Raw genomic sequence first — 20232 nt, 5'->3', positions numbered from 1 at the left:
CTCATCCGCACCCCTACAACTTCAAATCCGCCGTCCCCAACTTCCCCGTAGTCCCATCCCGCACCACCACCCGCACCCTCGAAGTCCCCGCCGGTACCCCAAACTCCACATCCGCCGCAACCATCGAGCTCATATTCACCTTGTCCTCCGCACGCAACGAGATCGTCATCTCCTTCGCATGCCGTCCCAGGTTCTTGCCGCTCTTGTCGTAATACACCACGAACGCCGTCACCTCAGCCTTCCTCGCCTCCGTCACAGGAGCATCCCACGTCAGGTCCATCGTCCGAACCCGCACCGCAACTCCTTTCGCCGCCGGCCCTGCGATCACATGCAGCGCCGTATACTCCAGCTCATTCTGCGCCGCCGACACCAGATCGAATTCCAGCGGGTTCGCCTGCTTCTTCTCCCCCACCGTCACCTTATCCACCGCCACCGATCCGCCGAAGTACCCCTCCCTCGTCCGCGCCGTCAGCGCAGGGTTCTTCATCACGACGCGAATCTTCCGAAAGCCCTGCGTCGCCTCGCTCGTACTCGTCGGCGTATATGTCAGCGTGTAGTACTTCGCTCCATCCTGCGTCGTCCGCTCCACCAGCGCATCGATGTCATTGCGCCCTTTGATCAGATGACCACCCGAGGCCGTCGCAAACTTCTCAAAGTTGAACGCCCCGCTGTACGGCCCGAACTCCTGCCCGTACGATGCGCTGCTCCCCAACGCCGCCGCATCCACCATGCGCGCCGCAACGTCCTGGTACACCACATCGGTCGTCGAGATATCGTGCGCCACCGTCCCCTCCGGATCGATGATGTTCAGCGTAACCCGCGCCCGCAGCAATCGGTCCGTCACGTCATGCAGCATCGTCTGCACCGCCTCCGACTGCTGCTTGTTCAAATGCTCCGTCGGAACCGACGGATACCCATACCCAATCCAGATAATGTTCTTCCGCTCCGGCGGGTCCCTCACGCTATCGGCAATCTGCACCAGCGGAGCCACCACTTGATTCAGTCCCACCGGTGCCGGATCCTTCCGCGCCTGCGCAATCGTGCTCAGCGAAGTAATATCGCCCTCGTTTCCGTGCTTGCTCAATGCAGTCAGAAGCGCCGCCCTGCTCTGCGTGTAGTCATGAATCACCGTGAACCTGTGCTGTGCGCTCGTCGCCACAAACATCGTCGGAGACCCCAGGACCTCTGGCTGCGCCTTCAGATACCTCTCCACCATCTGCCGCGCATACGCCACGTCATGGAACGGCGTGTTCCTCTCATCCAGCACGATGATCGTCAGCGGAGCGTTCCCGATGGACTCCAGATCCTTCGAACTCCTCACCACCATCTTGCCCACCGCCTCCTCCGGCATCGCATGTGCCTGCGGCCCCTCAAACGACCGTATCGTCTGCGGCGCTCCATCCTCCGTCACCGCGAACTGCGACCGGTCCAGCCCGGGCACAAAGTTTCCCCTCGCATCCGTCACCGTCACGTCCAGCACCACCAGCCGAGCCGTAACATGCAGCGTCTGCGTCTCCTGCGCCGACCCTGTACGCACCCCCGCAAAGACCGTACCAGCCAGAACACACCACACGCCGGCGCCGCGACCGAACCCGATCATCACCAACTCCTCAAAACCTTTATCAGGAAGCTATACCCACACAACGCAGCCGACCCGGCAGGATGTTTCAAAACCGTCTCAATCCTGAGAAAAATCGATGTCAAGGCCCATGAAACGCCCCTACCCCTAGAACCTAAAACACATCAGCAACTTACATCGAAAAATCTTGAATGGAAATCTGCGCAATTCACCCACCCGCCTCGCTACAATAGATATAGATACAAGAAGAGAAAGAGCCCCGAAAGATCGGGGCTCTTTGCATTGGTCCGCTCTCAAACCTAGTAAAATGAATACTTTGACTGATGGCTTCAAGCCAGGTTATTCATTCCAGATACTTTGCAATTGACCGCAAACCGAAGTACCAGCCTAAAGTATCTGCAATGAATACTTTGCACACAAATGGCACGGGGGGACCCTAGCTAGCTCTTCAGGAAGTTCTTCATCAGGAACAGCACATTCGCCGGCCGCTCCGCCAGCCGCCGCATGAAGTACGGATACCACTCCGGCCCGAACGGAACGTAGACGCGAACTCCGAAGCCCTGCTTCGCCAGCCGCCGCTGCAGGTCCCGCCGAATGCCGTACAGCATCTGGAACTCGAAGGCGCTCTTCGGAACGCTATGCTCGCGAACAAACGCCACCAGTCGCTCGACGATCGCCTCATCATGTGTCGCGATCCCGCAGAAGACGCCCGAGGTCATCATGCGCTCGGCCAGATTCACATAGTTCTCGTCCACATCCGCCTTCAACGGAAACGCGATCTCCGCGGGCTCCTTGTACGCACCCTTGCAGAGCCGTATGCGGATTCCCTGCCCCAGCAGCCGCTCCGCATCGACCGCCGTGCGAAACAGGTAAGCCTGCAGCACCGTTCCAACGCGGCCGTTGTACTTCGCGTGCAGCCGCTCCGCCATGGCGATGGTCGCCTCGGTGTACGGGCTGCCTTCCATGTCGATGCGCACGAAGCTGTCCACGCGCGTGGCGTGCTCCACCAGCTCACCGACGATCGTCTCGGCCAGCGCAGGATCGAAGTCCATGCCCATCTGCGAGAGCTTCAGGCTCACATTCGCGTTGAGTCTCCGCGCCGCGATGGCATCGAGCATCTGGTGATAGACCGCGGCCGAGGCACGCGCCTCGGCCTCCGTCGTCACGCTCTCGCCCAGGGCATCCAGCGTCACCGCGATGGCATCGCGGTTCACGCGTTCAGAGGCGCCCAGCGCGTCATCAACCGTCATGCCGGCCACGAACCGGCCCGACATCGTTCGTCCAATCGAGGAGCGCTCCGCAAAGCTCCTCAGCGTTATGTTCTGAGAAAGAGAGATAAAGATCGATCGAAGCAAAGTGCAAATACCTCAGTGCAGCTGTTGAAGGCACACTGAGGTATTCTCCCACGACACTCGCCCCGAGGCCAGCAGGCTAAGCGTTAAGGCCGCTGCCCAAGCTGGTTGTTCTTCACCGCAGCCTGCAACGGAACCACGGCAGGCGATGCAGCGCCGATGTACTCGAAGACGCTGTTGACGTAGTTGTCGCTCGTCCACACGTTGCCCGAGGCGTCGATGGCGATGCCGACCTCCGCCGTTGCGCCGCTCGAGATGTACCCTGACGCCGGCGAGATCGCCGCTCCGGTGTTCGACAGGTGGCTGATCGAGCCGTCCGCGTTCGCGGTCCAGATGGTGTTGCTGCCATCGACCGCGATCGAGGCCACGTCCGCCGGAACTGGATAGCCCGCCCCCGACAGCGGCGTTCCCGTCGAGTCCAGCTTGCTCACCACGGCGTTGTCGAAGTTCGCGACCCACGCATTTCCATTGGCGTCGATGGCAACACCGACCGCATTCGCAAGGCCGCCGCCGGTAAATCCGGAAGAAGATGCTGCCGTTCCTGTATTCGAGAACTTCGAGAGGCTGGTGTAATTAGCGACCCAAACGTTCTGCGAGGTGTCCACCGCAATCGCATACGGCTGATTCAGGCCGCCCTGCTGGAACTGCGACACCGCGGTCCCCGACGCGTTCAGCTTGGTCACCGAATTATTGTCGTTCGCGGTAAACACATTGCCGTTGCCATCGATGGCCAGAGCGTAGGGCAGCTTCATCCCGGTGGCCGCAAAGCCCGAGCCGGAGAGCGGAGTTCCGCTCGACGTATGCTTGCTCACCGTGTTGTTGCCTTCGTTGGCCGCCCACACATTGCCGAGTAGATCGACGGCAACGGCCTGCGGATAGCTCAATCCGCCGCCCGAGAAGCCCGACGAACCCGAGAGCGGCTCGCCCACGGTGCTGAACTCGCTCAGCGTTCCCGGATCGACTGCGTTCGGAATCCAGATGTTTCCCGATGCGTCAGCAGCGATGAGCTGCCCGTAGTTCAGACCGCCGCCCGTGTACTCCAAGCTCAGCGTCCAGTCGTTCGGCGCCCCGGCAAGCGATGGCGAATACGGCCCGCCCAGCGCGAGCGAGCTCAGGTTCATCCCAGGATTCAGCGCCACATTCAGGATGGCCGCCAGCGTAGTGCTCGGGGTCGTCCCGCCGACCGTCGTCGCCTGAAAGAGCTTCGAGCAGGCAGGCGATCCTCCGGCAGTATCCACGCATGCCGCGAGTACGTTCGCCAGGGAGTTGATCGTGCTCGCAGGAACAGTTCCGTTGCCCGCAGGCGTCGTCGTCCGCGTCTGGCCGGTCTCGGCGTCGTAGAGGTTCGTCACGGTGCGGAAGGCATTCACGAGGCCCGTCTGATTCGTGCTGCTCGCCCCCACTGCCGTGCCGCCCGGCGTCATGAACTGCGCCAGCGCATACACGCTCGCCACCGTCGTCGCCTCGTTCACCACAAACTGTGTCGACGCGACGTTGCCGCAGTTGCCCAGCGCCGACATCAGCACGACGCTCGAGTTCGCTCCGGGGCCTGCGTCGCCGCCGGTCGCCACCGCGTAGACCTGCGTGCTGGCCGCTGGGCAGGTATACGCCCCGGCGATGTTGAACTTTCCGCTGCTATCGGTCGTCACCGCGCCGTTGAGCAGCGAGGTCGCGCCCGAGCCATAGCCCGAGGTTCCCACCGCGTAGAGTTGAACGCTGGCGCCGCTCAAGGGAGTCTGGCCGCCAACCACTGTGCCCGAGACGCCCGCAGGCGTGCCCGAGCCTCCTGTCGAGGGAGTCGTTGTGCCGCCACTGGACGGAGTTCCCGTTCCACCGGTGGTCGGCGACGACGGCGTGCCTGTGTTTGCCGAAGAGGGCACAGAAACCATCCCTGAACCACAACCTGCCATCGCCACGCTCGCGGCCACTGCTGCAGACAAACTCATCCCGCGAAGGGACGCCAGAAAACGCATATCGCTCCTCTAACTTGGCTCATGGTTCAAGGCACCTGCCGGAAGAAATCCAGCCAAATCGTGCAAATAGGTCAGTTCCAAGGTAGCGATATACGCCGGAGGAGGCTCTACCTACAATGCGATAGAGCGAGTACAACATTCGGGTCACGCGACGGTATAACGCCCTGCGCGAACCCGTTTCGGGAATAGCAAGAGTATACGAAATTTGAAATCGTGTAGACTAAAAGACCCCCGGCACTGCTGTCATCGAGCAAAGCAAAGGGGAGAGCAGATGAGCTCTCCCTTTACGATCAATCCTTTTTGTACGGCGTTATTGACGAGCGCCAACCTTGGCCGCGTGTTCCACAGGCCGAGTCACCATAGTGCTGGTGTCGCGCATCGCCGCAATCGCCTTGTCATAGCGGCCTGCAATCGAATTGGCGCGGATTCTCGCCATGTCTTCCAGCATCTTCATGCCGTCCTTCAGGTAGCTGATGCGCGTGCGCTCGTCGTGCCCCCAGGTCACCGGGACCTCGCGGATCTCGTACTTCAGCTTCTGCGCGATAAACAGGATCTCCGGATCGAAGCCCCAGCGCTCGATGGTCTGCAGACGGAAGATCACCTGCGCGGCCTCGCGCCGAAAGGCCTTGAAGCCGCACTGCGTGTCCTTGAACGGAAGACCCATCACGGTGCGCGTGATCCAGTTGAAGCAGCGTCCGAAGAACTGACGGTAGAGCGGCTGATGGATCGTCTGCCGCGCGCGGTCGAGCCAGCGTGATCCGATGGCGACATCGGCTCCGGCGTTGATCGCGGCGATCAGCCTCTCGGCCTCCTCCATCGGAGCCGACAGATCGGCGTCGGTAAACATCACAATTTCGCCAGCCGCCTGCAGCAGGCCGTTGCGCACCGAGTATCCCTTGCCGCGGTTCCCCGGATTCTGCACCAGGTGCAGGCGGGGATTGTTCTTCATCCAGCGCTGTACGATCGCTGCCGTGTCGTCCTTCGATCCGTCATCCACGACCAGAACTTCGGCGTCCCATCCCTGCTCGGCCACGCACGACATCACGCGATCCAGCGCATTTTCAATGCGTGCGGCTTCGTTATACGCCGGGATGACAATACTTAACTGCGGATGCGCCATGGCGCTTGCCAGCCTTCCTGGATTGTTCCAATAACCGAATTCGACGGGATCGACAGACGGGTCGCCGTTCATAATACTGCAATTATTGGACGTTCGAACACCGCTTTCTGTCTCAAAAATATTCACCCAGCCCCTCCAACTGGAGGCTCATCGATCCCATCAAAGCGCGAGCAAATTGGCCGCCGTCCCTGCTAAACTCCACAACATGCCGGACGAGTTCACGCCCCAGCCGCCATCCCCGCCACCGCCCCCTCCGCCCAACTTCGCAGGCTATACCACTGCGCGTCCTCCGTACGCATCCGGGTATCCTCCCGCCTATTTCGCGGGCTACCGCCCTACACCTCCCAATAACCGCTCTCCGTGGTTCTACATGGCAGTCATCGGAGGCTCGTTCGCGGCAATCTGCCTGCTCATCTGGGGAATGGCGTGGTTCGCGATGCGGTCGGTTAAGGGCGACGACGGCCTTGCCCTTGGCGGTGATCGGATCGGTGTGATCGACATAGAGGGAGTCATCCTCTCGCCCGACACCGTCAACACGCAGCTGCGGAAGTTCGGAGACGACTCCTCCGTCAAGGCCATCATCCTGCACATCAACTCTCCGGGCGGCGGCGCAGCGGCCTCGCAAGAGATCTACCACGAGGTCCTCCGCGTCCGGAAGGAGAAGCACAAGAAGATCGTCGCCTCCGTCGAGAGCGTCGGGGCCTCCGGAGCCTACTACATCGCCAGCGCCTGCGACCGCATCTACGCCAACGAGGCCTCGGTCGTCGGCTCCATCGGCGTCATCATGGAGTGGATGAACTACGGCGATCTGATGAAGTGGGCGAAGCTGAAAAACATCACCATCACCGCCGGCGAGCTCAAGGACGCCGGTGATCCCAGCCGCGATCTCACCTCCAAGGAGCAGGCTTACTTCCAATCGCTGGTCGACAACATGTATTCGCAGTTCGTGCACGATGTCGCGACCGGCCGGAACAGCTCGGACGAGAAGATCAAGCCGCTTGCCACCGGCCAGGTCTGGACCGGAAAGCAGTCCCTCTCCCTCGGGCTGATCGACCGCATTGGCGGCTTCCGCACCGCCCTGATGGATACAGCGCGAGACGTCGGAATCTCCGGCGAGCCCTCAATCGTCCGGCCGGCAAAAAATAAACGCGGTCTGCTCTCGCTGCTCACCGAGGACGGCGAAGACCTCTTTCCCAATCCGGGTCAGATGCTGAACCGTGCTCCCGGCTTTTATTTCATGTGGAAGTAACCATCCCTCTACTGGACTTTAGGCTCTGCCGCTGTGACGAACCCGGGCCTTCGCCCGGGTTTTTCGTCTTTTTTCAGACGTGGTTGCCGCTTCCTGCATCTCATCTCAGCAAGATGTTCACTTATTTGCTACTTACGCCGGGTTTCCTTTCGCACGAAACTTGCATCCCATTTATAATCAACACCAGAAAACCGGTTTTCGAGTAGCGTTGAACTTGTTATCGCCCTCCCTGGAAGGAAAGGACCCGCTCATGACCAAAGCAGATCTCGTCGACAAAGTAACCGCCCTCGGCGACCTCACCCGTCGAGACGGCGAGGTCATCGTCGATACTCTCTTCGAATCCGTGATCGGCGCCCTCAAATCGGGCGACAAGATCGAGATTCGCGGCTTCGGGAGCTTCCGCACGCGTCAGCGCAATGCACGCACCGGACGCAACCCGAAGACTGGTGCCAAGGTCGACGTCCCCGCCAAGCGAGTTCCCTTCTTCAAGCCGTCGAAGGAGCTCCGCGACTCGGTCAATCCCGGCGCTGTGAAGTCCACTCCGATCAAATCCGGCGAGAAGGACAAGGTCGATCCTCACCACCCGCCGGCGATGTAATCTCCTGGGCTGGCGTCTTCGATGGACGGACCGGCCACCCCTCCCTCTTCTCTCGCGGGAGTACTCTCCGGTTCACCATCACGCGTACCCGCCGTCTGCTCTATACTTGAATCAGTGGAGCTTCTTCTCAATCTCCTATGGTTCTCCGTATCGCTGCTTCTCGTCGCCTTCTGGGTCCGTGCGGTGCGGCTGGGCCACACGCAGCTTACCTGGACCACCTTCGTCGCGCTCGCTCTGCTGTTGGTCCTGCTCTTCCCAGTCATCTCGATGACTGACGATCTGGTCGCCATGGCCGCGCCCTCTGAGGGTGAGCACTTCGTCCGCCGCGTCGCGATGCCTCTGCTGCATCTGGACCAGGATTCCAGCTCGCTGCTGGATACAGTCTTATTGGCGGCTCTGCTCTTCCTTGGCATAGCCTTCCTCAGTCTTCGACTCTCGCGGCTGGTTCCGCGCTCGTACCCCCGGACGGTGCTGGCCGGTTTCGCCCGTGCCGCGGCGGTACGTCCCCCTCCCGTGGCCCTGCTCGCCGCGTAGTCTCCAGATTCTCCGGAAAGGCCAAAGAGGGCCTTCACCGGCCTCTTCCATCTGAAACAAAAACTGAAGGTAGGCATGAAACTGAACGCTCTTCGTGCTCTCGGCGCAGCATTGTTTTCGCTGGCGTCGTTTGCCGCGGCACAGACACCTCCCCCCGCTCCGCCTCAGCCTGCCCCAGCCTCGGCTCCGCTGACGCTCCAGCAGGCCGTCGCCCGCGCACTGGCTGGCAATCCCACCCTCGCCTCCGTCCGCCAGCACGTCTCCGCCGTCGAGTCGAACAAGCTCACCGCAGGCCTGCGCCAGAACCCGACGCTGACCCTCTACGGCCAGGGCATTACGCTGCCCGAGAGGCCGGACACGCCTGACGGCAACCCCTTCTTCTACTCCGCCAACGTCTCGCGTCTCTTCGAGCGGGGGCAGAAGCGCCGCTGGCGGCTCGACTCCGCCAACGCCACGGCAGACTCCACCCAGAGCCTCTACCGCGACCAGGAACGTCAGCTTACGCTCGCTGTCCGCGATGCCTTCACCAACATGCTGCTGGCCAGGGCATCGCTTGCCGTCGCCGACGAGAACCTCGCCGACTACCACAAGACCGTCGACCTGAGCAAAGCGCGCCTCGATGCTGGTGATATCACCAACACCGACTTCGAGCGCATCGACCTGCAACTGGCCCAGTTCGAATCCGACGCCGACAACGCCCGCCTCGCGCTCCAGCAGGCGTCCACACAGCTTCAACTCCTCTTCGGCGACGACCATCCCTCGCCGAGCCTCGACATCACAGGCACCCTCGAGCCGCCGCAGATTCCCGTGACGCAAACCGAGGCCGAGAACCAGGCCCTGTCCTCGCGACCCGACTACCTCGCCGCGCGCCAGGCGCTCACCGCCGCCGAGGCCAACGCCAAGCTCGCCGTCGCAGGAGGCACCGCCGACCCCACGCTTGCCACCGAGTACGATCGCAACGGCATCAACAACTCCTTCGGCCTCTCGCTGTCCATCCCGGTGCGTGTCTTCGACCGCAACCAGGGCGAAAAAGAGCGCACACGCTACGAGGTCGAATCCAGCCGCTCCGCCATCACCGCCGCGCGCAACCAGGTCGTCTCCGACGTCGATCAGGCATGGCTCGCGCTCGAGACCGCGCAGCATCTCGCCCAGCGCTACAACAGCCACTACCTGGCCGAATCCGAGCACGTCCGCGACAACCTTCAGTTCAGCTACCGCAACGGCAACACCACGCTGCTCGACTACCTCTCCGCACTCCGCGACTACCGCGCCATTCACCTCTCGAGCCTTACCGCCAACGCGCAGGTATGGCTCGCACTCCATCAGCTCAGCTACGCCACCGCGACGGACATCCTCCCATGAAGGCCCGCATGAAAACGACTGATTCCCTGCTCCTCCTCACGATCGCCGCACTGCCTCTCACGGCGTGCAAGTCCTCCGCCCCGCCGCCCGCCGAGGCCACGCAGCCCGCGACTGCCGGTATCGAGACCGCCATCGCCCACGCGCAGCAGAGCACCGACTACCTCGAGATCCCCGCGCGCATCTCGGCTGACCCCTCCCACGTCGTCCACATCTTCCCGCCGGCCAGCGGACGCATGCTCAGCCTCCGCGTCCTCCCCGGCCAGGAGGTGAAGAAGGGCGATGCCGTCGCCACGCTCCAGAGCAGCGACATCGCCGCCGCGCGCGCCGACTACGAGAAGGCGAAGATCGAAGTGCTCCGCGCCGACCGCGCGCTCACACGCGGCAAACTTCTCCTCCAGCACGAGGTCCTCTCGCAGTCCGACTACGACGATCTCGATGCCGCGGACCGCACCGCCCACTCCGAACTCGAGCGCTCCCGCCAGCGCATCCACGAGCTCGGCTTCTCCGAGGACAACAACTCCGACGAGGTCGCTCTGCGCGCTCCCATCTCCGGCGTCGTGCTCGACATCGGCTCCGCCGCGGGCGAGATGCAGCGCTCGCTCGACAACGCCACGCCCATCGCCACCATCGCCAACATCGACTTCGTCTGGATCGTCGGCGACGTCTTCGAGCGCGATCTCGCGAGCGTGAAGCCCGGCCGCGAGGTCGAGGTTCGCGTCCCCGCCTATCCCGACCTCGCCCTCAAGGGCCGCGTCACCAACATCGGCGACGCCATCGACCCCAACACCCACACCCTGAAGATCCGCGTCGTCCTTCCCAACCCGAAGCACACCCTGAAGGCCGACATGTTCGCCACCATCCGCGTCCCCGGAGCCGCGCGCAACGCCGTCATCGTTCCCTCCACAGCTGTCATCCACGAGGGCGACAAGACCTCCGTCTTCATCCAGAACGCATCCGGCAAGTACGACCAGCGCCCTGTCACCATCGGCCGCACCTTCGACTCCGGCGCCGTGAAGAACATCGAGGTCCTCAGCGGCATCAACGACGGCGACAAGGTCGTCACAGCTGGCGGAGCGCTTCTCCGTCCCACCAACGGAGATTGATCGCGTGCAGCCACTCATCCGACTCTTCATTCGCTACCGCGCCATCATCCTGATCCTCTTCGGCGTCATGCTCGCCGCCGGGGCCTTCGCACTCTCGCGCCTCGACATCGAGGCCTACCCGGACCCGTCGCCTCCGCTCGTCGAGATCATCACGCAGAACCCCTCCTGGTCCTCCGAAGAGATGGAGCAGCAGGTCACCGTGCCCGTCGAGACCGCGCTCAACGGCACGCCACACCTTGAAGAGGTCCGCTCCATCTCCATCTTCGGCCTCTCCGACGTCAAGCTCTACTTCAGCTTCGACTCCGAGTACTTCCGCGATCGCCAGGAGGTCCTCAACCGCCTCCAGACACTCTCGCTGCCCAACAACCTCCAGCCGCAGCTCTCGCCCTGGTCGCCCATCGGTGAGATCTACCGTTACCAGCTCTCCGGCCCCGGCTACACCCTCAACGAGCTCAAGGCCACGCAGGACTGGCTCGTCCGCCGCGAGCTGAAGGAGGTTCCCGGCATCATCGACATCACAACCTTCGGCGGAACCACGCGCCAGTACCAGGTCGAGACCGAGCCCGACAAGCTCCTCAGCTACGGCGTCACCCTGCCGCAGGTCATCAACTCCATCCAGTCGTCGAACGCCAACGCCGGAGGTAACTACCTCCAGCTCGGCAACCAGAACGTCAACGTCCGCGCCCTCGGACAGGTCCACACCGCCGACGACATCGCCCACATCGTCGTCGCCGAAAGGAACGGCGCACCCATCACCGTCGGCGACGTCGGCAAAGTCTCCGAAGGCTCCCAGCCTCGCCTGGGCCGCGTAGGACGCAACAAGGAAAACGACATCGTCCTCGGCATCGTCCTCCTGCAAAAGGAAGAAAAATCTCTCCCCGCGCTCAAGGCCCTCAAGGAGAAGATCGCCGCACTCAACAGCGGCAGCCTTCTTCCTCCGGGCATGCACATCAGCACCATCTACGATCGCACCAGGCTGATCGACCGCACCACACACACCGTCCGCGAGGTCATCATCACCGGCCTCGTGCTCGTCACGCTTGTGTTGCTATCGATGCTCGGCGATCTGCGCATCACCTTCATCGCCGCCGTCACGATTCCCTTTGCCGTGCTCTTCTCGTTCGGGATGATGGTGCTCAGCGGCCGCTCCGCCAACCTCATCTCCATCGGCGCCATCGACTTCGGAATCCTCGTCGACTCGTCCATCATCGTGCTCGAGAGCATCTACCGAAAGCTCTCCCGCCGCGTCCCCGGTGAAGAGACCGGCGACCTCATCGTCGAAGGTGTCACCGACGCCGCACGCCCGGTCCTCTTCTCTACCGCCATCATCCTCATCGCCTTCATCCCGCTCTTCACCATGCAGGGAGTCGCCGGACAGATCTTCTCGCCCATGTCCGTCACCTACGGCTTCGCCCTACTCGGTGCTCTGCTCTTCGCACTCATCTTCGCTCCCGTGCTCGGCTACATGACCGCGCCCGCCGAACAGAAAGTCGGCGACGGCTACACCTGGCTCAGCCGCACCCTCAAAAACGGCTACGAAAAGGCACTCCACCGCGTCCTTCAGTACCCGCGCATCGTTTGGCTGGGCGCGGTCGGCTTGCTCGGCATCGGCGTCCTCTGCTTCGTGCTCGTCGGCGGCGAGTTCATGCCTCCGCTCGAAGAGGGCAATCTCTGGATCCGCGCCACGCTCCCGCAGGACATCTCCTTCGACACCTCCGCTAACATGGCCAACGAACTTCGCCAGGTGATAGCGCAGTCACCCGAAGTCACCCAGACCGTCTCGCAGATGGGCCGCCCCGACGATGGCACCGACGTCTCCACCTTCAACAACATCGAGATCTCCGCGTCGCTCAAGCCGCAGGAGGAGTGGCGCCCCGGCCTGACCAAACCCATGCTCATCGACGAGATGAACAAGCGCCTCTCACGCTTCCCCGGCGTCGAGCTCAACTTCTCCCAGAACATCCAGGACAACGTCGAAGAGGCCATGTCCGGCGTCAAAGGCGAGAACTCACTCAAGCTCTTCGGCGACGACCTCGACACCCTCACCAACCTTGCAAACAAAATCCAGCAGACCATGAGGTCCGTCCCCGGCACTGCCGACGTCGGCGTCTTCAAAGTCGGTGGCCAGCCCTCGCTGGTCATCCAGATCGACCGGGCGAGAGCAGCCAGGTACGGCATCCTCTCCGGCGACATCAACGCCGCCATCCAGGCCGCCGTTGGCGGAGCGCCGATCTCACAGGTCATCCAGGGCGATCGCCGCTTCGACCTCACCGTCCGTTACCCTGAGGCCAACCGCTCCACCCCGGAGGCCATCCGCGCTATCCTCGTGCCCACCGCCGACGGCTCACGTATTCCTCTCGGACAGATCGCCAACGTCGATATCCGCCAAGGCAGCTTCCAGATCTTCCGCGAAGCGGGCCGCCGTTACATCCCCATCAAGTTCTCCGTGCGCGGACGCGATCTCGCCACCACCATCACCGACCTGCAGGCAAAGCTGAAGCAGCAGGTCCCCATGCCCAATGGCTACGACTATACATGGGCCGGCGAGTTCGACTCACTCCGCAAGGAGCAGAAGCGCCTCGCCGTCATCATTCCCATCTCGCTCGCCATCATCCTCATCCTCCTCTACATGCAGTTCTCCACCTGGAAGGACGCCTTCATCGTCCTCGCAACGCTTCCCTTCGCCGCCGTCGGAGGCACTGTCTCACTCTTCGTCAGCCACACAGCCTTCAGCATCTCCGCAGCCGTCGGCTTCACCTCGCTCATTGGAGTCGCCACGCTCGGCTGCGTCGTCTTCATGTCAGGAGTGCGCCGCGCCCAGCGCGAGAGCGTCGACGGCAACGGCCTCGAGCACGGCTGTGTCGACGAGATGCGCCCCGTCGTCATGGCCTGCATGGCCGCCGGCCTCGGGCTCCTCCCCGCCGCTCTCTCGAACGGCATCGGAGCCCAGGCCCAGCAACCACTCGCACGCGTCGTCGTAGGAGGCATGGTCACCACCGTCATCGCCATCCTCTTCATCATGCCGCTGCTGCTGCGACTCAACCCAAGCCATCCACTCGCCCACGTCCGCGAACCCGAGACCGAGGTAGAGATGGAATAGCTCTTCGCACCGCAGTCGCCATTCAGTTCTCCACGTGGATGATCGTGCGCGGCCCAGCCCACTTGCGTCCATCACCAATTGCACCATCTGCCACAGTGGCGGCAGCCGCAGCAGCGCAACACAAACCGTCAATCCAGGATGCAGGCGCTCAAGCGCCTTCGCAAATGCGCGTACTCCCGTAGGCCGCGGCACTCCCTCCCCCTCAGTGCCCGCCCGAAGGCTTCCCACTTACATGGAACCGGCGAATTAGAAGCACCAGCGGCGTCACCGCCAGCGTCAGCCACCCAATCGCACGAAACACATCCATGAATCCAAGCATCTGTGTCTGCGCGCCCAGCTGCTCGTAATACCGCAGATACGCAGCCTTCGCCGCATCGGCGTGCGAGTATCCCTGACTCATCAGATAATCCGTCGTCCGGTGGATCTGGTTCTGCAGCCAAGCCCCCGAGGCCGGCAGGTTCGCCGCCATCACCGATTGGTGAAAGCTCTGCCTCCGCTCGCTCAGCGTCGTCGCAAACGAGATCCCAAAGCTGCCTCCCCAGTTGCGAAACAGATTCGTCAGACTCGATGCGCGGTTGTTCTCATTCGGCTTCAGCTGCGAGTACGCCACCACGCTCAGCGGAACAAAGAAGAACGCATACCCCAGCCCTTGGAACACCCGCGCCAGCGCATAGTGCGCGTAGTCCGTCTGCAACGTCAGCCCGCTGTAATAGATCATCGAAGCTGACACCGTGGACAAGCTGATCAGCAGAAGCGTCTTCGGATGCACAATCCCGCGCTGCACCAGCTGCGCCCCCACCGGCGCCAGCAGCGTAATCACAAACGCTCCCGGTCCAAGCACCAGCCCCGCATCGATCGCCCTGTATCCATACAGCGATTGCAGAATCTGTGGAATCATCGTCGTCGTCGCAAACAACCCAAACCCGAAGACAAAATAAAACACCGACGCGATTGCAAAGTTCGGATGCCGCAGCAGCCGCAGCTCGATGATCGGATCCTCGACCCTCAGCTCCCAATAAATCGCCACCACAAAGCACGCCACCGCAATCGCGAACAGCCAGCAGATAAACGGGCTCCCGAACCAGTCATCGATCTGCCCGCGATCCAGCATGATCTCCAGCGCCGCCGAGCCCAGCGCGATCAACCCAATCCCCACCCCGTCTATCTTCAGCCGTCCTCCACGCCGCGCACTCTCCCTCTCCTGCTCGAACGCCGGAGGATCGTGCACAAAGCGGTTCGTCAAAAACAGTGACAGAAGCCCAATCGGAATGTTGATCAGAAACACCCAGCGCCAGTCGTAGTTATCCGTGATCCACCCGCCCAGCACCGGCCCGATCGCCGGAGCCGTCACAATCGCCACCGTGTAAAGCGCGAACGCCGAGGCGCGTTTTGCAGGCGGAAACGTGTCGATCAGGATCGCCTGCTCCACCGGAGCCAGCCCGCCGCCGCCCACTCCCTGCAGCACGCGGCTCACCAGCATCACCCCCAGCGTCGGAGCGATCCCGCAGAAGAACGACGTCAGCGTAAACAGCGCCACGCACGCCATGTAGTAGTTCTTCCTGCCGAACACGCGGCTCAGCCAAGCGCTCATCGGCAGCACCACGGCGTTCGCCACCAGGTACGTCGTCAGAATCCACGTCACCTCGTCGAAGCTGCGCCCCAGCCCTCCCGCTATGTGCGGCAGCGAAACATTTGCAATCGAAGTGTCCAGCAGTTCCATAAAGGTCGCTAGCGTCACCGTCAGCGCAACCACCCACGGATTCACCTCTCGCCGTGTCGTTGCTGCCCTCGGCAGCTCCAGTACCTGAACCGCTCCCATCTCGCTCGCCACCTTCTCAGAATTGCAAGACCGAACGGTCGCTTTTCCGGCCAAACAAAAAGACCGTTCAGTCTCTATCCGATGTTCCTCCGCCACCTCAGGATTCGATTCCTCTCCGGAAATTCGCGAGGAAAACGCTCTACCGCCTGGCGTTCACCCCAACCGACGCAACCCCCGCCATCGCCCTTCCCCGCCGCGCACGCACCTGGGTATCCAGATAAGCGCCCAGATGCTCCATCGCATCCTTGAGCGCCTGGTCGTTCTTCTCGATGCGGCTCACCAGCATCCCACCCTCAAGTGCCGAGACAATCAGCCTCGCCACCTTATCCACATCCACATCCGCCCGAACCGTCTCCGCCGCAATCCCATCGCTCAGCGTCGTCCTCAGCATCTTCTGCCATCCTCGCAGAGCCCTCTGGACTCGCTCCAGCAGGATCGGATTCCCATTATCCGAATCCACTCCCGTATTCAGCAGCGGGCACCCTCCCGGAATGCTCGACCGAAAGACAAACGCGGCAACGTGCTGTTTCAGCCGGTCCACGTGGTCCGGAATCTCCTCCAGCCCCTGTCTTCGCAGCGCCATCGCGATCGTCCACGCATAGTCGAACGCCTCGGCCGCAATCTCCTCCTTGCTCTCGAAGTGTCGGTAGATCCCGCCCTTCTCCAACCCCGTCGCCGCCATGATGTCGCTCAGTGCGCACCCCGCGTACCCCTGCTTGTTGAAGATCGGCGCCGCCGCCGCGATGATCCTCTGCCGCGTCTCATCCCCTTTGCTCATCCCGCCTCCTCCGCAAGACCGCTTGGTCTCAAAGCATACCACCCCAGCAGGAAGGACTTACCCTGCAATTCCCACCACGTTCAGCATCCGTCCCGCCACGCCGCGCTCCACCCTGTGCGAAAAGTACCTCCGCTCCCCCTCCGCATCAAGAGCGCAACCCGTGCACTCCCCCACCACAACGATCCGCTCCGCCCCAACTCCCGCATCCAGAAGCTGCCGCCGGTTCGCCTCCCACAGGTCGACAAACATCTCCTCGTCATCACGCCGAAAGAGTTCCTCGCCATACCCAAACTCGCACACAAACTGCTCTCGCACCTCGTCCCCGACGGCGTAGCAGCAAGCCCCAATACTCGGCCCCACCGCCGCCACCAGGTCCTCGGCCCGCGTCCCATACTCCCGCCGCATCTCCGCAATCCCCTCCTCGACGATCCGCGCCACCGTTCCCCGCCAACCCGCATGGAACGCCCCCACCGCCCGCCGCGCCGTATCCGCCACCAGCACCGGAACGCAGTCCGCAGTCCCCACCCCCAGCAGCACTCCCGGCAGATCGGTCACCAACCCATCGCCCTCGAGCACAGCCTTGCCCTCCGGAGTCTCCAGCCGGCCCTCCAGCGCGCCATCTCCCTGCCCCACCACGCGCACCACTCCCGAGTGCACCTGTCGCGCCGTAACCAGGCGCATCGGCGCTCCCTCGCCCGAGACTGCCTCCAAAAACCGCCTCCGGTTCTCCGCCACGCAGGCCGGGTCGTCCTCCTTCGTCCATCCCAGATTCAACGACTTACTGCCGTAGACCTGCGAAACGCCGCCCACCCGGGTGCTGAACCCATGCCGAAGCCAGCCAATCTCTCCCCACTCCGCAACCCGCACTGCATCATTTCCACTCATTCTGGCCTTATTCTAAGGGCTGTGTCCTATGACCTTTCCCTAAGCCCTGCGTCTTTCTCAGGTGTTTATTTCGTTTCCACACCAGAATAACTTGTTACATTTCAGCGATATTTGCATCGTTAAGAGTAGAACTGTAAGATACCCCGGATTGTAGACAATGAGAGCGAACGTGCCCACCCCAACCTCCGCAGCAGCTGCACAACTCCTTCGTACCCGCATCAGCAAGATCTGCGTCGCCATCACCGGCTCCACAGCCGCCGAGATGATCGAAAAGGCGACGGTCGTCGTCAAAGAGAGCCCCTTCCTCGAGTTCCGTCTCGATTACCTCGAGAAGCCTCTCGCCGCCCTTCCCAAACTCAAGCAGTTCTTTGCCGACAACACCGCCGCCACCGGCATCGCCACCTGTCGCCGCGACGCCAACGGAGGCAAGTTCTCCGGAACCGTCGCCGCCGAGATGGATATCCTCCTCAAGGCCGCAGGCGCAGGCTTCTACCTCGTCGACCTCGAGCTCGAGTCCGCCGAGGCCCTCAAAAAAGGCGAACTCCAGAAGCTGCGCGACACCGGCGTCGCACTCATCATCAGCCATCACGACTTCTCCGCCACCAAGGACCTCGAGAAGATCTACGAGCGCATCGCTCCCTTCCAGGCCGACTTCGTCAAGATTGTTCCCACCGCCAAGACGCTGACCGACAACGTCACGCTCATGCGCTTCATCGAGCGTATGAGCGAGAGCGCCAACATCATCGGAATCTGCATGGGCGACGCCGGAATCATCTCCCGCGTCCTCGGCCTCCGCGCCGGCTCCGTCTTCACCTTCGCCGCCGCCACCCAGGGCGAAGAGACCGGCCCCGGACAGATCGCCGCCCGCACCCTGATCGACACCTACCGGATCGATCAGGTCGACGCCGCCACCAAGGTCTACGGAGTCGCCGGAAACCCCATCAAGAGCTCGCTCTCGCCCGTCATGATGAACACCGCCTTCCGCCGCGAGACCGTCAACGCCGTCTATCTCGCGCTCCAGGCCACCAAGATCAGTGACCTCCTTAAGCTCGTCCAGGAGATCCCCATCCAGGGCCTCTCGATCACCATGCCGCACAAGCAGGAGATCATGGCCCACCTCGAGAACACTGACCCGCTCTCGGCCAAGATCGGAGCCTGCAACACCGTCCTCCGCGCCCAGGACGGCAAGCTCTACGGCTTCAACACCGACGTCGCCGGAATCATCGGGCCGCTCGAAAAGCGCATGTCCCTCCGCGGAGCCAAGGCACTCGTCCTCGGTGCCGGCGGTGCCGCTCGTGCCGCCGTCTTCGGCCTCCGCGACAAAGGAGCCGAGGTCTTCATCCTCAACCGCACCCCTGAGACCGCCCAGAAGCTCGCCCGCCAGTCCGGCTCCAAGACCATCAAGAAGGAGGCCGTCGCCAAGACCGCCTTCGACGTCATCATCAACGCCACGCCCATCGGCATGGCCGGCCAGAAGGGCGCGCAACTGCTCGATGCCAAGGACCTGAACACCAAGCTGGTCTTCGACCTCGTCTACAACCCCATCGAAACCCCGCTCATCCGCCTCGCTCGCCAGCAGGGCATCCCCTTCATCACCGGAGTCGAGATGTTCGTCCACCAGGGAGCCCGCCAGTTCGAGATCTGGACCGGAAAACCGGCCCCCGAAGAAGAAATGCTCCGCGTCGTCATCCACGCCCTGCGCCAGCAGGCCGAGGCTGCCGCCGCCGAAGCCCCCGCCGCCCCAACCTCAAAGGCAAAGAAAGCCTCCTAAAGAGGTCCGCAAGAGGTCCGCCACAAACAGACGCGCTTCTACGCGGCACTGGAAGCAATCGATGCCAACGAGGCGAGTTCGGCCCTACCTATGTCGTGTCATCCTTCGACTCGCCTGAGCGGCATGAAACCAAACCGAGCCGCCGGCCGGTGAAACCTTCGATCTGCGCCACCACGCGTCGAGACACTCACCATCCCAGAAGGCGTCATTCCGAGCGAAGCGAGGAACCCCCGCATTTCGCTCGTAGCGCCATAACACAGCCAGGTCGCAGACTATCAACTCCGCCCCACCAAGCCGCCCTTCTGCCCCTGAGCGCAGTCGAAGGGGAAGAATCTCAGTATTTTGCACGTATCGCCAACCAATCCCGCGATTCGAGCTGTCAACCCCCTCCAAATCGCGTCTCCTCGCTAATTATCACAATACACACCACTTACGCCACAAAATAAATCCCAAAAAAGCGCCGATCAATTCCCCTCAAACCATTAAAACGGTGTCAGCAATCAAAGAAAAGGCCTCGCCACCAAAAGCGAGGCCTTCTACCATTAACCCTTTATTTTTCAATATTTTGACCCCTTCCAACTGTAGATTCAATACTTTACAGGTGTATAGCCAGGATAATCCATGACAAATCAATATTTTGCCTAGAGCAGTTCCAAGGTAGTTATACCCAGGGAGTAGTGTCGTAGGGCCGAGTGGTATTGGCGAGTTTTCTGCGACACGAGACGATGGGGCGAGCGTTTTCCGACGATTTGCGCTGCCGGATTCTAGAGGCGTATGCGCGGGGTGGGGTGTCGCTGCGACTGCTGGCCGAGCGCTACGCGGTGAGCTTCGAGTATGTGCGGAAGATTCGCAAACAGCAACTACGGAGCGGGCGGCTGGAGCGAGTGCGTCAACGGCGGCATGGACCCGAGCGGCGGGTGACTGCGGAAGTTGCAGGTCGCATCCGGGACGAGGTTGCACGGCGGCCGGACGTGACGCTCGACGAACTCGGGCACTGGATCGCCGATCA

Annotated in this window: 15 protein-coding genes; 8 read left to right on the top strand and 7 right to left on the bottom strand. The window is 62.2% G+C overall.

Annotation, left to right across the window (positions count from 1 at the left end; all coding sequences use genetic code 11):
• Nucleotides 1–13 precede the first annotated feature (13 nt).
• The 4 genes from Q363_RS21175 to Q363_RS21155 all read right to left on the bottom strand — a co-directional run bounded on the left by Q363_RS21175 (nucleotide 14) and on the right by Q363_RS21155 (nucleotide 6024).
• A complete protein-coding gene (locus tag Q363_RS21175; RefSeq protein WP_035354506.1) occupies nucleotides 14–1600 on the bottom strand; it encodes a VWA domain-containing protein in 1587 nt (528 codons plus the stop codon).
• A gap of 419 nt (nucleotides 1601–2019) precedes the next feature.
• The gene (locus tag Q363_RS21170; RefSeq protein ID WP_084080618.1) at nucleotides 2020–2853 is read right to left on the bottom strand and encodes a proline dehydrogenase family protein; all 834 of its coding nucleotides are present in this window, start codon (nucleotides 2851–2853) and stop codon (nucleotides 2020–2022) included.
• 164 nt (nucleotides 2854–3017) lie between these two features.
• Nucleotides 3018–4811: an NHL repeat-containing protein gene (locus Q363_RS21165; RefSeq protein ID WP_157467276.1), complete on the bottom strand. Its 1794-nt coding sequence runs from the start codon at nucleotides 4809–4811 to the stop codon at nucleotides 3018–3020.
• 403 nt (nucleotides 4812–5214) lie between these two features.
• Nucleotides 5215–6024, bottom strand: a complete 810-nt coding sequence (locus tag Q363_RS21155; protein ID WP_035354530.1) for a dolichyl-phosphate beta-glucosyltransferase — start codon at nucleotides 6022–6024, stop codon at nucleotides 5215–5217.
• A 175-nt stretch (nucleotides 6025–6199) separates the two neighbouring features.
• Between Q363_RS21155 and sppA the strand changes: the two genes are divergently transcribed.
• The 6 genes from sppA (at nucleotide 6200) to Q363_RS21125 (ending at nucleotide 13970) form a co-directional block, all read left to right on the top strand.
• A complete protein-coding gene (sppA, locus tag Q363_RS21150) occupies nucleotides 6200–7273 on the top strand; it encodes a signal peptide peptidase SppA (RefSeq protein WP_245632375.1) in 1074 nt (357 codons plus the stop codon).
• A gap of 250 nt (nucleotides 7274–7523) precedes the next feature.
• The gene (locus Q363_RS21145; protein WP_035354498.1) at nucleotides 7524–7871 is read left to right on the top strand and encodes an HU family DNA-binding protein; all 348 of its coding nucleotides are present in this window, start codon (nucleotides 7524–7526) and stop codon (nucleotides 7869–7871) included.
• 114 nt (nucleotides 7872–7985) lie between these two features.
• Nucleotides 7986–8405: a hypothetical protein gene (locus Q363_RS21140; RefSeq protein ID WP_035354496.1), complete on the top strand. Its 420-nt coding sequence runs from the start codon at nucleotides 7986–7988 to the stop codon at nucleotides 8403–8405.
• A 75-nt stretch (nucleotides 8406–8480) separates the two neighbouring features.
• The gene (locus Q363_RS21135; protein ID WP_084080615.1) at nucleotides 8481–9767 is read left to right on the top strand and encodes a TolC family protein; all 1287 of its coding nucleotides are present in this window, start codon (nucleotides 8481–8483) and stop codon (nucleotides 9765–9767) included.
• Between the two features lie 8 nt (nucleotides 9768–9775).
• Complete coding sequence (locus tag Q363_RS21130) at nucleotides 9776–10870, top strand: efflux RND transporter periplasmic adaptor subunit (RefSeq protein ID WP_169747073.1); 1095 nt, start codon at nucleotides 9776–9778, stop codon at nucleotides 10868–10870.
• A 4-nt stretch (nucleotides 10871–10874) separates the two neighbouring features.
• The gene (locus Q363_RS21125; protein WP_035354492.1) at nucleotides 10875–13970 is read left to right on the top strand and encodes an efflux RND transporter permease subunit; all 3096 of its coding nucleotides are present in this window, start codon (nucleotides 10875–10877) and stop codon (nucleotides 13968–13970) included.
• A gap of 202 nt (nucleotides 13971–14172) precedes the next feature.
• Here the strand turns inward: Q363_RS21125 and Q363_RS21120 are convergent, their stop codons facing one another.
• From Q363_RS21120 to pgeF, 3 genes are all read right to left on the bottom strand, one after another.
• Nucleotides 14173–15789, bottom strand: coding sequence for a DHA2 family efflux MFS transporter permease subunit (locus tag Q363_RS21120; RefSeq protein WP_051979100.1), 1617 nt, complete (start codon nucleotides 15787–15789; stop codon nucleotides 14173–14175).
• Between the two features lie 139 nt (nucleotides 15790–15928).
• Complete coding sequence (locus tag Q363_RS21115; protein WP_051979098.1) at nucleotides 15929–16567, bottom strand: TetR/AcrR family transcriptional regulator; 639 nt, start codon at nucleotides 16565–16567, stop codon at nucleotides 15929–15931.
• 57 nt (nucleotides 16568–16624) lie between these two features.
• Complete coding sequence (gene pgeF / locus Q363_RS21110; protein ID WP_035354490.1) at nucleotides 16625–17452, bottom strand: peptidoglycan editing factor PgeF; 828 nt, start codon at nucleotides 17450–17452, stop codon at nucleotides 16625–16627.
• 169 nt (nucleotides 17453–17621) lie between these two features.
• On the opposite strand from pgeF, the gene aroE reads away from it, so the two are divergent.
• Nucleotides 17622–19223 carry a shikimate dehydrogenase gene (gene aroE / locus Q363_RS21105; RefSeq protein WP_245632374.1) on the top strand — a complete coding sequence of 534 codons (1602 nt, stop codon included), beginning with the start codon at nucleotides 17622–17624 and terminating at the stop codon, nucleotides 19221–19223.
• Nucleotides 19224–19921: 698 nt separating this feature from the next.
• Nucleotides 19922–20232, top strand: a 311-nt coding sequence (locus tag Q363_RS21100) for a hypothetical protein (RefSeq protein ID WP_211256276.1), incomplete at its 3' end; no start/stop codon positions are given.

Source organism: Edaphobacter aggregans DSM 19364 (assembly GCF_000745965.1).
Lineage (GTDB): Bacteria > Acidobacteriota > Terriglobia > Terriglobales > Acidobacteriaceae > Edaphobacter > Edaphobacter aggregans.
This window is presented reverse-complemented; position numbering and strand designations above follow the sequence as displayed.

What these genes read in the sequence shown, in the direction of transcription:
- Q363_RS21170 (WP_084080618.1), bottom strand. Translation starts at nt 2,853, where the DNA reads ATGTCGGGCCGGTTCGTGGCCGGCATGACGGTTGATGACGCGCTGGGC.
- Q363_RS21120 (WP_051979100.1), bottom strand. Translation starts at nt 15,789, where the DNA reads ATGGGAGCGGTTCAGGTACTGGAGCTGCCGAGGGCAGCAACGACACGG.
- pgeF (WP_035354490.1), bottom strand. Translation starts at nt 17,452, where the DNA reads ATGAGTGGAAATGATGCAGTGCGGGTTGCGGAGTGGGGAGAGATTGGC.
- Q363_RS21145 (WP_035354498.1), top strand. Translation starts at nt 7,524, where the DNA reads ATGACCAAAGCAGATCTCGTCGACAAAGTAACCGCCCTCGGCGACCTC.
- Q363_RS21135 (WP_084080615.1), top strand. Translation starts at nt 8,481, where the DNA reads ATGAAACTGAACGCTCTTCGTGCTCTCGGCGCAGCATTGTTTTCGCTG.
- Q363_RS21115 (WP_051979098.1), bottom strand. Translation starts at nt 16,567, where the DNA reads ATGAGCAAAGGGGATGAGACGCGGCAGAGGATCATCGCGGCGGCGGCG.
- Q363_RS21155 (WP_035354530.1), bottom strand. Translation starts at nt 6,024, where the DNA reads ATGGCGCATCCGCAGTTAAGTATTGTCATCCCGGCGTATAACGAAGCC.
- Q363_RS21130 (WP_169747073.1), top strand. Translation starts at nt 9,776, where the DNA reads ATGAAAACGACTGATTCCCTGCTCCTCCTCACGATCGCCGCACTGCCT.
- Q363_RS21175 (WP_035354506.1), bottom strand. Translation starts at nt 1,600, where the DNA reads ATGATCGGGTTCGGTCGCGGCGCCGGCGTGTGGTGTGTTCTGGCTGGT.